We start from the raw sequence: 12,981 nt of genomic DNA, 5'->3' as shown, positions 1-12,981 counted from the left end.
GGTTAAAATCATTAATTGTAAGGATATCATCTTTGGGGCATTCTGGGTGGCTCCGTGCAATAGCGGAGGAGGTCGGCAAATGACGGACCCCTTCTGGGCCTGGGATGACCGGGCGATTGTCCCGGCTACGCGGCAATTCATGTTGACGTATGGCCGGCATATTTCGTAATATCTGCGTTTATTCTCGGGCGAGCGGACAGAGTGAATGCCCGGCAGAATATTTATATATAAATACATCGTTATGTCTATCGGCATGAAGAAGGCGAACTTGAGGAAAATGGTACCCGTCAAATATCTGTATCTGCAGACCCTGGGCTGCCAGATGAATGTGAGCGATTCGGAAAAGATTGCCGCGCTTCTGCAGCGGATCGGGTACGAGCTGACCGACGACCAGCGTCGCGCAGACCTGATCATACTGAACACCTGCAGTGTCAGAGCCCGGGCAGAGGAAAAGGTCTATGCCCATCTCGCCAATTACGTGGGAATGAAGAGGAAAAAACCGGGACTGCTGCTCGGTGTGGGGGGGTGCGTAGCGCAGCAGGAGGGGGAGAGGCTCCTGGAAAGGGTGCCGCATCTCGACCTGGTGTTCGGCACGCACAATCTGCATCGGCTGCCGCAGATCGTGCTGGCTGCCGAAGAGGGGCGTCGGCTCGCCGAGGTTGATTTCATCGACAACGATACCCGGGTCAACCTCTTTCCGGTTGACGACCGGCCCGGCGGTGTGACCCGTTTCGTGACGGCCATGCAGGGGTGCGACAATTACTGCTCGTACTGCATTGTCCCCTATGTCCGCGGTCGCGAGGTGAGTCGCAGGGCAGGAGAGATCGTCGCCGAGATCCGGCAGATGGCCGAACATGGCGTCAGGGAGATCACCCTGCTCGGACAGAATGTCAATTCCTACGGGGTCAAGAGCACGGGTGAGCCCGATTTTGCCGGGCTGCTCCGCATGGTATCCGAAATCCCCGGCATCGAACGGATCCGTTTTACCACGTCACATCCCAAGGATTTCAATCGGGCACTCATCCAATGCTTTGCCGAACTGCCCAAGCTCTGTTCCCATATGCACCTGCCAGCCCAGTCGGGAAGCAATGCGGTTCTGGCCGGCATGAACCGGGGATACACCCGCGAGCACTACCTGGCAATGGTGGCCGAACTCAAGCAGGCCCGCCCGGATATCGCCATTACCGGGGACATGATCGTCGGCTTTCCCGGTGAAACGACGGATGATTTTGCCCAGACGCTTTCGCTCATGAATGAGGTCGGCTATGCAGATCTTTTCTCGTTCATGTATTCGCCGCGTCCGGGTACCCTGGCCGCCGGGCTGACCGAGGAACTGTCCTACGAAGAAAAGCGCGAACGGCTCGAACTGCTGCAGGATATCCAGCGCAAGGCCACGCGCAGACAGAACGAGGCGTTGGTCGGCACGATACACGAGGTGCTGGTTGAAGGGGTGAGCAAGCGTGGCGACCAGTTGTACGGCAGGACATCGGGGAATCGCGTGGTAAATTTTGCCGGCGACCCGTCCCTCATCGGTACCATGGTTGACGTATGCATGACAAAGGGCTATCAGAATTCGCTCCTGGGGACCCTGGCGGTCGACAGCGAAGCGGCGTGAAGCATGACAAAGAGGTTTGCATGTATCAAGAAATGACCGTGTACGGATTTACCATCGATACCGTTTCCCGTAGACCGGTGGTGCTGCTCAAGAGTGCGGACGGCGGGACCACGGTTCCCCTCTGGATCAGTGTCGTCGAAGGGGTGTCCATTGCCGCAGACCTGATCAGCCATGACCTGGCCAGCAAGGGGGAGAGGAATGACTTCTTGACCGCCCTGCTCAAGCGTGTCGGTCTGCAGCCCGACCGGATAACCGTCGAGCGTGACGAGAGGGGTTCCGTCACGGCAGCGGTCTGGCTGAAAAACGGCAGCCAGAAGCTGCGGGTCGATGTGAATCTCGTCGAGGCCCTGAATCTGACGCTGACCTACAAGATCCCGCTCATGGTCTCTTCTGGACTGATGGACTGGGCTACCAAGTATTCTCTGCAGGAAGAGGCGGTGGTTCGCGAAAGCGACGAGCAAAGATACGCCGACTATCTGGAAGGGCTCGACCCGTCCCAGATGGGTAAATATCCCATGTAGTGCGGGGTGGGCGAAGCATGGGTGACTGATCGTCCGCTTATCTGCTGTACAGCCCGGGAGCTGTAACCCGGCACGAGAGGAGTCTCGCCGATGCGCACAGAGTCGTTTGCATTTCTATCCAGTCTGGTGGCGGCACCCAGCCCGTCGGGGTACGAGCAGCCAGCCCAGCGGGTATTCCGCTCGTATATCGAACCGTTTGCCGCGGTTACCAGTGATGTGCTGGGCAATGTCTATGGCTGCATCGAGGGAAAAGGGGCGGAGCGCCCAAGGGTGATGCTGGTCGGGCATTCCGACGAGATCGGCCTGCAGGTCCGCTACATCGATGACAACGGCTTTCTCTGCTTCGGCGCCATTGGCGGCGTGGATGCCCATCTGACGCCGGGGCAGCGGGTGACCGTGCACAGCGGAACCGGCGCCGTTGCCGGTGTCATCGGGCGCAAGCCGATCCACCTCATGGAGGCCAAGGACCGGGATTCGGTGACCAAGCTGGAGAACCAGTACATCGATATCGGCGCTGTCGACAGGAAGGAAGCGGAAAATCTCGTCCGTATCGGGGACCCGGTGACCTTTGCCGGGATACTGGAACGCCTGCACGGCAACCGGGTGACCTCGCGCGGTTTCGATGACAAGGCCGGGAGCTTCGTGGTGGCCGAGGTGCTCCGCCAGGTTGCCGCAGCCCGGAAGCGGCTGCCGGTGGATCTCTATGGTGTCTCGTCGGTGCAGGAGGAGATCGGTCTGCGTGGCGGTACCACCAGCAGCTACACGGTCAATCCGGATGTCGGCATCTGTGTTGAGGTCGATTTTGCCACTGACCAGCCCGACGTGGAAAAGAAGCACAATGGCGACGTGAAACTCGGCAAGGGTCCGGTGCTGCCGCGAGGGGCCAATATCAACCCCGCACTGTTCGATCTGCTCGCCTCGACAGCGGCCGAGCTGAAGATACCGGTGCAGTTTTCCGGTATCCCCCGGGCAACCGGTACGGACGCCAATGTCATGCAGATCTCCCGCAACGGCGTGGCCACCGCACTGGTGAAGATTCCGCTTCGTTACATGCACACCCCGGTAGAGGTTCTCGATCTGGGCGACCTCGATCATGCCGTCAAACTCATAACCGCAACCCTGTACCGCATTACCGACAAAAAGCTCTTCATTCCTGTCTGAGGACTGCGGCGTAGCATTCGGCCAGGGTGGGGCTCGCCCTGTCTAGTGGTGTATTCATGTTTATGAACCCCTTTTGGCTTGACTTGCCATTCTACCTGTACTAACTTCATCGGTTAAATATTTTCAGCCAAGGAGCGAGTGATGCTTGACGAGCGTATCCTGGAAGGTCTGACTTTTGACGATGTGCTGCTCATCCCTGCCCAGTCTGCTGTTCTTCCTCGCGATGTAGACCTCACGACCCGCCTTTCCCGCAACGTCATCTTGAATATCCCTCTGGTCAGTGCCGCCATGGACACCGTGACCGAGGCGCGCGCAGCCATCTGCATGGCCCGCGAAGGGGGGATCGGCTTCATTCACAAGAACCTCTCCATCGAAGAGCAGGCCCTGGAGGTGGACAAGGTCAAAAAGAGCGAATCCGGGATGATCGTCGATCCCATTACCATGCGTCCGAACCAGAAGATTCGGGAGGCGCTGGAGATCATGGCGAAATACCGGATTTCCGGGGTTCCGATCACCAAACCCAATGGCAAGCTGGTTGGGATACTTACCAACCGCGACCTCCGTTTCGAGACCAACCTCGACCTGCTCATCTCAGAACGGATGACCAAGCGCAATCTGGTGACCGTGGCTGTGGGGACCACCCTGGAAGAGGCCAAGGAGCACCTGAAGCATACCAGGGTGGAAAAACTCCTGGTGGTGGACGATGATAAGAACCTCAAAGGGTTGATCACCATCAAGGACATCGAAAAGGTCAGAAAATACCCCAATGCCTGTAAGGACAGCCTGGGTCGTCTGCGTGTCGGTGCGGCTGTCGGTCCGACCGCTGACATGATCGACAGGGTCGATGCCCTGCTGAAAGCCGGTGTCGACGTGATCGTCATCGATACGGCGCATGGTCATTCACAGGGAGTTATCGATGCCGTGCGGCAACTGAAGCAGACCTATCCCGGCATGGATCTGGTTGCGGGCAACATTGCCACAGCTGATGCTGCCGAGGCACTTATCAAGGCCGGCGCAGACGCCCTCAAGATTGGTATCGGGCCGGGCTCCATCTGTACGACACGCGTTGTGGCCGGTGTAGGGGTCCCGCAGATCACTGCAATCAGCGAATGCTCACGGGTTGCGAAGAAATACGGTGTTCCCATCATTGCCGACGGTGGCGTCAAGTATTCCGGCGATCTTACCAAGGCGGTCGCCGCAGGGGCCGATGTGGTGATGATCGGTTCGCTCTTTGCCGGCACCGAGGAGTCCCCCGGCGATACCATCCTCTACCAGGGGCGCGCCTACAAGAGCTACCGAGGAATGGGGTCCATCGCGGCCATGAAGGAAGGGAGCAAGGATCGCTACTTCCAGTCTGACGTGGAGAGCGAGATCAAGCTGGTTCCCGAAGGGATCGAGGGGATGGTGCCGCTGCGCGGGCCCCTTTCGGCCAATATCCACCAGTTGACCGGCGGCCTGCGAGCCGGCATGGGATACACCGGCTGTGCGTCGGTCGGGGAACTCCAGCAGAGGGCCAGGTTTGTCAGGATCACCGGCGCCGGGCTCAAGGAATCCCATGTCCACGATGTTACCATCACCAAGGAAGCGCCAAACTACCGAGTTTCCGGAAACTAACCATGTCCACCGATATCCACGGCGAAAAGATCCTCATTCTCGACTTCGGGTCCCAGTATACCCAGCTCATTGCCCGGCGGGTGCGCGAGGCCCATGTCTATTGCGAGCTTCATCCCTTTGACATGGACCTGGCAGCCATCCGTGCCTTTGCACCTGCAGGCATCATCCTTTCCGGGGGACCCAAATCGGTTTATGAAGAGGGTGCGCCCGCGGTTGAAGAGGCGCTGTTCGAGCTGGGGGTGCCGGTACTGGGGATCTGCTACGGCATGCAGCTGATGAGCCGGCACTATGGAGGCACCGTTGTCCCTGCCGGGAAACGGGAGTTCGGACATGCCGATCTTCACGCCTGCGGGGTGCCGGGGCCGCTCTTCGATAGCTTCTTTGTCGAGGGGAAGAGCTCGGTCTGGATGAGCCACGGCGATCACGTGGCCCAGGTCCCGGCAGGCTTCGAGGTGGTGGCTCAGACGTCCAATGCGCCGGTCTGCGCCATCCAGGATGTTGCCAGGCGCCTGTACGGGGTACAGTTCCATCCGGAGGTCAATCATACCCCCCGTGGCGAGATCCTCATCGACACCTTTGTTCGGAAAGTCTGCGGTTGCTCCGGGCAATGGACTCCGGGTCATATCATCGAGGATGCCATCAGCCGTATCAGGACCCAGGTCGGGACGGACCGGGTCATCCTCGGGCTTTCAGGCGGCGTCGATTCCTCGGTAGCTGCTGCCCTTATCCACCGTGCCATCGGTGGTCAGCTTACCTGCGTCTTTGTCGATAACGGCCTGTTACGCCTGGGGGAAGGGGACCAGGTCATGGCCACCTTTGCCGACAACCTGGGTGTAAAGGTGGTGCGCGTCGATGCCGAGTCGCGTTTTCTCGATGCACTGGCGGGCATCACCGATCCCGAGCGGAAGCGCAAGGTCATCGGGAATCTCTTCGTGGAGATCTTCGAGGAGGAGGCTGGCGGAATTACCGATGCCCGCTGGTTGGCGCAGGGAACGATCTATCCCGACGTCATTGAGTCGGCAGGCGCCAAGACCGGTAAGGCGCACAATATCAAGAGCCACCACAACGTGGGGGGGCTTCCCGAGCATATGAAGCTGAAGCTGCTCGAACCTCTGCGGGAGCTGTTCAAGGACGAGGTGCGGGCCATCGGCGAGGAACTCGGTCTGCCGCACCAGATGGTCTGGCGACACCCCTTCCCGGGACCGGGGCTCGGCGTCAGGATTCTCGGTGAGGTGGTGAAGGAATATGCGGATATCCTCCGTCGCGCCGATGCCATCTACATTGAAGAGCTCTATGCGTCTGGCCACTACGACAAGATCAGCCAGGCTTTTGCAGTATTTCTTCCTGTCAGGAGCGTCGGTGTCATGGGGGACGGACGCACCTACGAGTTTGTCATTGCCCTGCGCGCGGTTGAGACCAAGGACTTCATGACTGCCGGCTGGTACCCGCTCCCCTATGAAGACATGGCCCGCATCAGCAACCGGATCATCAACGAGGTCAAAGGGGTCAACCGGGTGGTCTACGACATTTCGAGCAAGCCTCCCGCCACCATAGAGTGGGAGTAGGATTTCTGCAGAGAGAGGATCAAAAGGGGCGTTCGCAAGAATATCCCCTTTGTTTCTGATAGGAACCATGGCAAACGGTACACTGATCATATTCGACCTTGACGGCACACTCATCGATTCCCTCGACGACCTGACCGAAGCGGTCAATCACATGCTGTCGGCATTCGACCGGCCGCATCTGGTCAGAAAGCAGGTCCAGAAGCTGGTCGGGCAAGGGGCGCGTCGACTGGTGGAACAGGCTTTGCCCGGTGCCGAAGAGCACGATATCCGGAAAGGGCTGGATCTGTTCCTTGCCTACAATGCGGCGCATATAGCCGATCAGACCACCCTGTATCCCGGTGTTGCCGAAACCCTCACGCTCCTGAAGGAGCGGGGTGTGACCATGACGCTCGTATCCAACAAGGATGCATCTTTCTGCAGGACCCTTCTGGAAGTGCTGGGGTTAGCCGGTCATTTCGAGGCGGTGTATGGTGCAGATTCATTCCCGGCCCGGAAGCCGTCGCCGGAACCGCTGCTCCACGTGATGAGGCAATTCAATCGGGATACGGCGGATACGGTCATGGTGGGTGACAGCATCAACGACATCGCCGCCGGAAGAGCTGCAGGGGTCAGGACCATTGCCTGCACCTACGGGTATGGCGAGCTCGATGCTTTGCAGGGCGCGGATTGGCACATCGACAGTTTCCGTGAGCTACTGACACTGCCAATCCGATGGTAAAGCAAATTTTTACTAAAGTTTATGCATACCCGGTCGATATGATATCATAATAAATAAGTATGCGGAGGTGATATGGAATGAGGATTGAAGAAAGTAATCAACAGGTTGCAGTTAATTATATCCGTGAAGAAACGGTCAATCAGGTTGCCCAGCAGAATGCCCGACAGGCTGAAGAGAACAAGAAGCAAGCCGAAACCGACAAGCTCTCCATATCTCAAACGGCTGGCAGCATCAGCAAGACGGCATCTTCGGCTAACGGCAGCGAGCAGTTCCGGGCCGACAGGGTAGCAGAGCTCAAGGCACAGGTTGAGTCGGGTGCTTACAACGTAGCAAGCCAGTCTGTCGCGGAGAGGATGATTGCCCGTATCGGCAGCTTTGTCAAAGGAGCTTCAGCCTGAACGGTCACCCCAGGAAATGGATGAAAGAGCCCGCATATGCGGGCTCTTTCATTTCCGACATGTTCGATTGAAAAGCTATTGACAAGGTGAGTCAGTATAAGCTAAAAGAAAGGGCTCAAGCGGGAATAACTCAGTGGTAGAGTGTCAGCTTCCCAAGCTGAAGGTCGCGGGTTCGAATCCCGTTTCCCGCTCCAAGAAAATCAAGGACTTAGCCGACACGGCTAAGTCCTTTTTTCTTGCCTTTTGAGCTTTTGTTTCCGTTTTTGTTTCCGTTTGGCAATGAAATCTTGTGAGGCACCATACAACTGAGTGAAACGGTAGGCAACAAAGATGTGAAATCAGCATGTGGATGGATAGTAAATTTGTTTCTAATCGGACTCATCACAAGACACACTGGCTAATACGCACTCAGTGTTTCCGCTTGTGTCTCCAATTAGCTCGTAATGCGTTGATATTACTCTAAAAAGCAATCAGGAAAAGGTGCTCAGCTTCGGCAATCTCATGTGATGACAGTCCCAGTCTCCTGGCACGAGCCTTCCACCCCTCGACTACCTTGCCGACCCGTCTGACAATCTCCTTTGCCTGATCCAATCCGAGACGATAGTACTCCGCCGTTTCCAGCAACACATCAATATCCGGTTGCCGGATATAGAGATCCAAGGCCAGCGCGTGTTCATCTTTTTTGAATGATGGGTTCATATCAAAGGCAGGGGCGAGTCGCCAGCCTGCAGGAGTCCTCATGAAACCGTGATTGCGGAGATGGTCGTCACGGTTGGCTGTGGCAACATTGAAAGCAACTCTTGTGAAAAGCTCTGCGAGATCACAATTTATATGATCTGGCTCGCCCCATGTGGAGATGAATTCGGCCAGCTCCAGATAACTGGCATCCTCGGTATCCTGATGCCCGGTCATGGTCATGGCTGACGCAAAGAAACGTCTTGCAACGCCATCTCGGTCGAACCGTTTCACCATGAAAGTGTGATAGCCGCTGCCGATCTGTATGAGACGGGAAGCGGGAACGTTGATCCCGCACTCCCTGGCAAGCTCCTGCAGAAGCATTTCCCAAAGTGCCACATCATAATCATCATCGCCTGACGGGAACTTGGCAATCCAGAGACTGCCATCCTCATCAACCAGATTGGCTTTTGGACGGGCGCCGCCAAGCGACGATCCTGGTGCAACCAGAACCTTCAGCCACTCCCTGATTTTGTCCAGGTCATCCTGCTTCTTTCTGGTCAACTCAAAGGCCACGGCCTGCAGTTCGGCAATGCGGGCAATCGGCGGTGCTGAACGCGTCTCGTCGGCCAGAAAGACATCTGTGTCCGGGCGGCTGAACCGGAGAGCCCCCATACGGGTGCAGTCCTGAACCCCCAGCAGGAACTCCCATGCACCAAGTGACCTCGGCGTGCGCCCCTGCTCACGGGCCTCGACTGCTTCTCTTCGCTTCATCAGGATCTGTCCCCACCTGTCGGGGCAGGAATCCATGAAGACCCCGAAGTTGGCATTACCCGGGTAGAATTCGCCAGCAGTCAAATCCAGTTCAGGGTCAAGGGGGAAGGCATGGGCTTTCTTCAGCCAGGTCGTCTCATACGCAAAACGCACACTTCCCCGGTCGCCACGGGAAAGTGTACCAATACGCTGCAAGGGGCCAAATGACGGATCGTCAAGCCAGACCCAGATATGTTCGCCCTGTACTTTAGCCATGTGACCCGCCAGTTTGCTGCGTTTTCTTTGGCGCCCGTTTGCGGTGTGGCAGTGCTTCATCCTGGAGGCGCCTACCCAGCGCATCTTCCTTGGCGATCAAGCCCAGATCTTCTACGAGCCCCAGGACACGCAATACCTGTACATAAATCCCCATGGCAACGGACGGGTCGCCATTCTCCACCTTATAGAGCGTTGGCCGGGAAATATCCGCCCGGGCACAGACCGTCTCCATGGAAAAGCGACGGCGTAGCCGGGCATCCTTGAGACGTTGACCCATGGCTTCAAGTTCTTTTGCCGAAGACGGATATATGGTTACGGTTCTCTTGTTCATAGCGAGAACTATTATTTACATTATAAGCATGAAATGTCAAATATAATTATCGTTATGAATATGCAAATCGCGCTACTCCAAGATACTGTTCAAAACATCGGCGCAATCGACGTCCTGAACAAATCCGGAAGCACCTTCCCCAGACATCGTCTCATTCGGCGGCTTATCGGCAGGTTTATTTACCGCCATGGAAGTAAGAGCCGGCAATTGCTGATCTGATGTGCCCCCATCCATGTTGGCCAGCACCTGCTTTCCCCGTTCCGTCGCGAGGAATTGCTTGATCGCTTCGTGGGTGAACGTCGCCTGCTTTCTGCTTTTGCGCAGCCGTTCAAAGGCTGCGATGATTTCCGGGTCATAGATGGAAAGCTTGAGCGAGTACAGGGGCACATCACACCCCCTTGGCAAAGGCGAGTGTCTGGAATCCCCTGGCGTTGGCATATTCCGGTTCCGGTAGGACAATAACCTCGATGTTTCTGGCAGGCAGGCCGTTCTTCAGGAAGGCGGCACCACCGCCGAACAGCAGTACACGATCAAAATCGGCATGCATGCCGACATGGGCCTGCAACTCACCCTGAATGTCACGGATGATGTGCTCGATATACGCAACGCCGGCTTCCTGGATTTCACGGGTGACATCGTGCCGCTCGAAGCCGTACTGCAAATAGCCCTTCTCGATCAGGAAGGCAATCTCCACGGGAGTGAAGGTGCCTGATGGGGCGAGGTTCTTGATTCGTGGCAGCAGAAAGCTGGTTGCCATCTGGTGAACGCCCCGTTTGTTGAGGGTCTTGCCATGGATGATCTGCTTTTTCTGTGGTGAGAACAGGGTGAAGATGATGGTGTTGAAGCCGATATCGATACCGAGAACATTGCCGGTCGGGCGCTCCGGAAGTCCATCGAGATAATCCCTCAAACCTCCCAGTCCCTGCGGGAACACAGCCACATCCTTGATTGCTCCGTCGGTCAGTGACTTGGCCAAGGCTGGCACGGCGCCGCCCGGCTTATGCTGCTCCTGCCAATAGGAGTACGGCAGCCCAACGGCAAGAAGAATGTCCCCCTCACAGCCAGCCTGCTTCAGGCACTGTTCCACAAATACGGGATAGTAGCGCACAAGCTCTTCCATCGTTTTCAGATAGGAAGAGCCCGACGCCATCAGGGAATCTTCTCCGATGAGCAGATTATCGCCGTTGTAGCTGAACGCAGAAATGATCCTTCCCTTGCGCTCCCCGTAAATCCACTTGGCCGAAGAAAACCCGAGATCACACACCAACACATTCATATCAACCCCCAGATATTTTGTAAGGCAAGTACGCCTCCATACAAAATATCTATAGGGGGGGCAGGTACCGGTGGCAAATATGGGGATATATTTGGTGACAAATTTGCCACCTCCGGAACTTGGCGCAAATTTGGTAACAAACTTGGTACCAAATTTGGCGCAAATACGGAGATGTGACTATTCGACTCCACTGGCCGGACAAAACTCATCGGCAGATCTGCTGAGAAGCCAGTCAATCCGTTTCACATGTTCGTGCATCAGATGCACCGACTTTATGGCGAAGAAAACATCATCCCAGTTCTTGCCACTGGCCTCGATGCCTGGACATTCCGGGACAGTCGCTAAAAACGCTTTCCGCTCCGAACTCCATTCGATCATTAGAGAAGCAGGCTTGGACCGGTATTTACCCTTTTTCTCCGATTTGATCTTTGCCCCTTTGTACAGCCTGAGATAGATATCCGGGAAATCTCTCTTCAGCGCCACATGAGCAGCACTCTCTTCCTCAGTGTCAGGGGCAGATTTCAGCTCAGCTACGGCCATATGCGGATCAAGCCGCCAACTGAGACACCATCGCCCAAAGGAGAATCCCTTTTGCCGGCATGCGGTCGCCAACCTCGGGTCGATATCGTATTGGCGGCGGTACTCGCTTCTAGCCATAGATTTGATACGGCCAGTATCGCGCAGCAGATTATAGACCGAAGTCGCGGTAGTTTTCCTCAGCGCCCTGGTGATCTCAACGACACTGAATCCTCTCGAAAACGCTTCGATGATCCGGGTGTTGAGCAGTTCTTCGATATCTTCAACTTTCATTGCTGGCTCCTTGTCGTAATACAAACTTTTCTATTAAGACTTTTCCTTAGAAAAGTTTGTTAGTTGGAATATTTGACAGATTTCCTGCGCTGATTTTCCATCGACTGATGTTCCAAAGCCGTCAAGGAAAGGTACAGTCTCCGACTCTCTCCCCTGCAGCTGCGCAACATGTTGTAGGCAATCTGACGGATACGTTTGATCTTGAACTCCGGGTACTCGATGTGGAAAAAGGCGCGGAGGTTATTGGCAACATCGCGCACCGATACCCTGTACCTGGGTCCGTGCTCTTTCGGGAGGTATGAACACAGAATATAGCGCTCTATCTTGCCGAAGTTCGGGAATGCGAGCATCAGCGCTCTCTTGTCTGATTTGAAAGACATGTTCATTCGGGCGACATACCATTCATCCGACCAAATGCGGGAAAGCAGTTGCAGCGCATGTTGATCTTTCTCATCCAAAAGCTCAGTCAACAGCCCCTCGCTAACCATTCGTTTAAGGGCTTTCAGTGGTACTGGTTTATACTGCTGTGCTGCCTGTTCCAGGTTCATGGTGCATCTCCTTTCGTGATGAAGCATATGCTGCAACATCAGACCAAATTCTTGGGATCGATGCTGCCTTTCTCGACAAGGGATTTGATCCGGTCGAGTGCTCTGCTGAGGATATCTCTGACGTTCGAAACAACGCATCCAAGCCGATCAGCAATCTCGTAATTCGACATCTGTCCTTCCATACCGATTCCGAGAGCCCAATAAAGGACCTGTTGCTCCTTTTCCGTGAGGTGATGGCGCACCGACTGGAATATCGCCTCGATGTCTGGCTCTTTCTGTCTTTCTTGTGAGCGTTTTTCAGTAACAGCCGAAAGGTCGTCAGAACAGAAATGTGAGGGAATCGAATTCGATCCATGGGTCAGAATATCCGGCGCTGGCGTTATGACACTGATCTGATTCCGAAATACCTTCCAGAAGGCAGCCTCGAATTTGATCTTCTTCTCACCGCAGCGACATGCGGCTACGAAAGCAGATTCGTAGGCTTCCTGCATGTAATCACGTTCTTCATACGGTGAAAAATTCCGGTACTTGGCGATATATCCCTTGATCATCGCCTTATTTTCTTCGACCCACGCAACTGCCTTGTCAAAATCCATGGTCTCGCTCCGAATAAAAAAAAGCCGGCCTCGAAGTCGTGCTCCGATGACCGGCTTTGCCTGTGCTCATCTGTGTGAGCCAGGCCGTGCCAGAATGAATATTCGATTCAGCGACTGAAACGGC

The 12,981-nt window shown here is 55.7% G+C and carries 14 protein-coding genes and 1 tRNA gene; 8 read left to right on the top strand and 7 right to left on the bottom strand.

From position 1 onward, the window contains the following. Positions 1-277 precede the first annotated feature (277 nt). The 8 genes from miaB to GJT30_06110 all read left to right on the top strand — a co-directional run bounded on the left by miaB (position 278) and on the right by GJT30_06110 (position 7,786). Positions 278-1,615, top strand: a complete 1,338-nt coding sequence (gene miaB, locus GJT30_06145; protein MSM39184.1) for a tRNA (N6-isopentenyl adenosine(37)-C2)-methylthiotransferase MiaB — start codon at positions 278-280, stop codon at positions 1,613-1,615. Beyond that, on the top strand, positions 1,549-2,136 hold the full coding sequence (locus GJT30_06140; GenBank protein ID MSM39183.1) for a bifunctional nuclease family protein: 588 nt from the start codon (positions 1,549-1,551) through the stop codon (positions 2,134-2,136). Before miaB ends, GJT30_06140 begins: the two co-directional genes overlap by 67 nt. Positions 2,137-2,226: 90 nt before the next feature. After that, complete coding sequence (locus GJT30_06135) at positions 2,227-3,297, top strand: M20/M25/M40 family metallo-hydrolase (GenBank protein ID MSM39182.1); 1,071 nt, start codon at positions 2,227-2,229, stop codon at positions 3,295-3,297. Between the two features lie 141 nt (positions 3,298-3,438). Further along, on the top strand, positions 3,439-4,911 hold the full coding sequence (gene guaB / locus GJT30_06130; GenBank protein MSM39181.1) for an IMP dehydrogenase: 1,473 nt from the start codon (positions 3,439-3,441) through the stop codon (positions 4,909-4,911). Between the two features lie 2 nt (positions 4,912-4,913). Continuing rightward, the gene (gene guaA / locus GJT30_06125) at positions 4,914-6,476 is read left to right on the top strand and encodes a glutamine-hydrolyzing GMP synthase (GenBank protein ID MSM39180.1); all 1,563 of its coding nucleotides are present in this window, start codon (positions 4,914-4,916) and stop codon (positions 6,474-6,476) included. 67 nt (positions 6,477-6,543) lie between these two features. After that, positions 6,544-7,194, top strand: a complete 651-nt coding sequence (locus GJT30_06120) for an HAD-IIIA family hydrolase (GenBank protein MSM39179.1) — start codon at positions 6,544-6,546, stop codon at positions 7,192-7,194. A 77-nt stretch (positions 7,195-7,271) separates the two neighbouring features. Beyond that, the gene (gene flgM, locus GJT30_06115; protein ID MSM39178.1) at positions 7,272-7,592 is read left to right on the top strand and encodes a flagellar biosynthesis anti-sigma factor FlgM; all 321 of its coding nucleotides are present in this window, start codon (positions 7,272-7,274) and stop codon (positions 7,590-7,592) included. Between the two features lie 119 nt (positions 7,593-7,711). Beyond that, positions 7,712-7,786 (top strand) — tRNA-Gly (locus GJT30_06110). Positions 7,787-8,051: 265 nt separating this feature from the next. Here the strand turns inward: GJT30_06110 and GJT30_06105 are convergent. From GJT30_06105 to GJT30_06075, 7 genes are all read right to left on the bottom strand, one after another. After that, entirely contained in the window at positions 8,052-9,296 is a 1,245-nt protein-coding gene (locus tag GJT30_06105; GenBank protein ID MSM39177.1) for a type II toxin-antitoxin system HipA family toxin, read from the bottom strand. Further along, positions 9,289-9,627, bottom strand: coding sequence for a helix-turn-helix domain-containing protein (locus tag GJT30_06100; GenBank protein MSM39176.1), 339 nt, complete (start codon positions 9,625-9,627; stop codon positions 9,289-9,291). Before GJT30_06100 ends, GJT30_06105 begins: the two co-directional genes overlap by 8 nt. A 72-nt stretch (positions 9,628-9,699) precedes the next feature. Continuing rightward, the gene (locus GJT30_06095) at positions 9,700-10,014 is read right to left on the bottom strand and encodes a hypothetical protein (protein ID MSM39175.1); all 315 of its coding nucleotides are present in this window, start codon (positions 10,012-10,014) and stop codon (positions 9,700-9,702) included. A 1-nt stretch (position 10,015) separates the two neighbouring features. Beyond that, the gene (locus GJT30_06090) at positions 10,016-10,903 is read right to left on the bottom strand and encodes a hypothetical protein (GenBank protein ID MSM39174.1); all 888 of its coding nucleotides are present in this window, start codon (positions 10,901-10,903) and stop codon (positions 10,016-10,018) included. A gap of 177 nt (positions 10,904-11,080) precedes the next feature. Continuing rightward, positions 11,081-11,713, bottom strand: coding sequence for a hypothetical protein (locus tag GJT30_06085; GenBank protein MSM39173.1), 633 nt, complete (start codon positions 11,711-11,713; stop codon positions 11,081-11,083). A gap of 59 nt (positions 11,714-11,772) precedes the next feature. Beyond that, positions 11,773-12,261: a hypothetical protein gene (locus GJT30_06080; GenBank protein ID MSM39172.1), complete on the bottom strand. Its 489-nt coding sequence runs from the start codon at positions 12,259-12,261 to the stop codon at positions 11,773-11,775. Between the two features lie 38 nt (positions 12,262-12,299). Further along, positions 12,300-12,857, bottom strand: coding sequence for a sigma-70 family RNA polymerase sigma factor (locus GJT30_06075; protein ID MSM39171.1), 558 nt, complete (start codon positions 12,855-12,857; stop codon positions 12,300-12,302). Positions 12,858-12,981 lie beyond the last annotated feature (124 nt).

This window comes from Geobacter sp. (assembly GCA_009684525.1).
Classification (GTDB): domain Bacteria; phylum Desulfobacterota; class Desulfuromonadia; order Geobacterales; family DSM-12255; genus Geoanaerobacter.
The sequence above is the reverse complement of the archived record's forward strand: the minus strand, read 5'-3'. Positions and strand labels throughout refer to the sequence as shown.

Bases quoted from the DNA above. Each gene is read 5' to 3' on its own strand.
- guaA (MSM39180.1), top strand. From the start codon at position 4,914: ATGTCCACCGATATCCACGGCGAAAAGATCCTCATTCTCGACTTCGGG.
- miaB (MSM39184.1), top strand. From the start codon at position 278: ATGGTACCCGTCAAATATCTGTATCTGCAGACCCTGGGCTGCCAGATG.
- guaB (MSM39181.1), top strand. From the start codon at position 3,439: ATGCTTGACGAGCGTATCCTGGAAGGTCTGACTTTTGACGATGTGCTG.
- flgM (MSM39178.1), top strand. From the start codon at position 7,272: ATGAGGATTGAAGAAAGTAATCAACAGGTTGCAGTTAATTATATCCGT.
- GJT30_06080 (MSM39172.1), bottom strand. From the start codon at position 12,261: ATGAACCTGGAACAGGCAGCACAGCAGTATAAACCAGTACCACTGAAA.
- GJT30_06105 (MSM39177.1), bottom strand. From the start codon at position 9,296: ATGGCTAAAGTACAGGGCGAACATATCTGGGTCTGGCTTGACGATCCG.
- GJT30_06135 (MSM39182.1), top strand. From the start codon at position 2,227: ATGCGCACAGAGTCGTTTGCATTTCTATCCAGTCTGGTGGCGGCACCC.
- GJT30_06090 (MSM39174.1), bottom strand. From the start codon at position 10,903: ATGAATGTGTTGGTGTGTGATCTCGGGTTTTCTTCGGCCAAGTGGATT.
- GJT30_06140 (MSM39183.1), top strand. From the start codon at position 1,549: ATGCATGACAAAGGGCTATCAGAATTCGCTCCTGGGGACCCTGGCGGT.
- GJT30_06075 (MSM39171.1), bottom strand. From the start codon at position 12,857: ATGGATTTTGACAAGGCAGTTGCGTGGGTCGAAGAAAATAAGGCGATG.
- GJT30_06085 (MSM39173.1), bottom strand. From the start codon at position 11,713: ATGAAAGTTGAAGATATCGAAGAACTGCTCAACACCCGGATCATCGAA.
- GJT30_06100 (MSM39176.1), bottom strand. From the start codon at position 9,627: ATGAACAAGAGAACCGTAACCATATATCCGTCTTCGGCAAAAGAACTT.
- GJT30_06120 (MSM39179.1), top strand. From the start codon at position 6,544: ATGGCAAACGGTACACTGATCATATTCGACCTTGACGGCACACTCATC.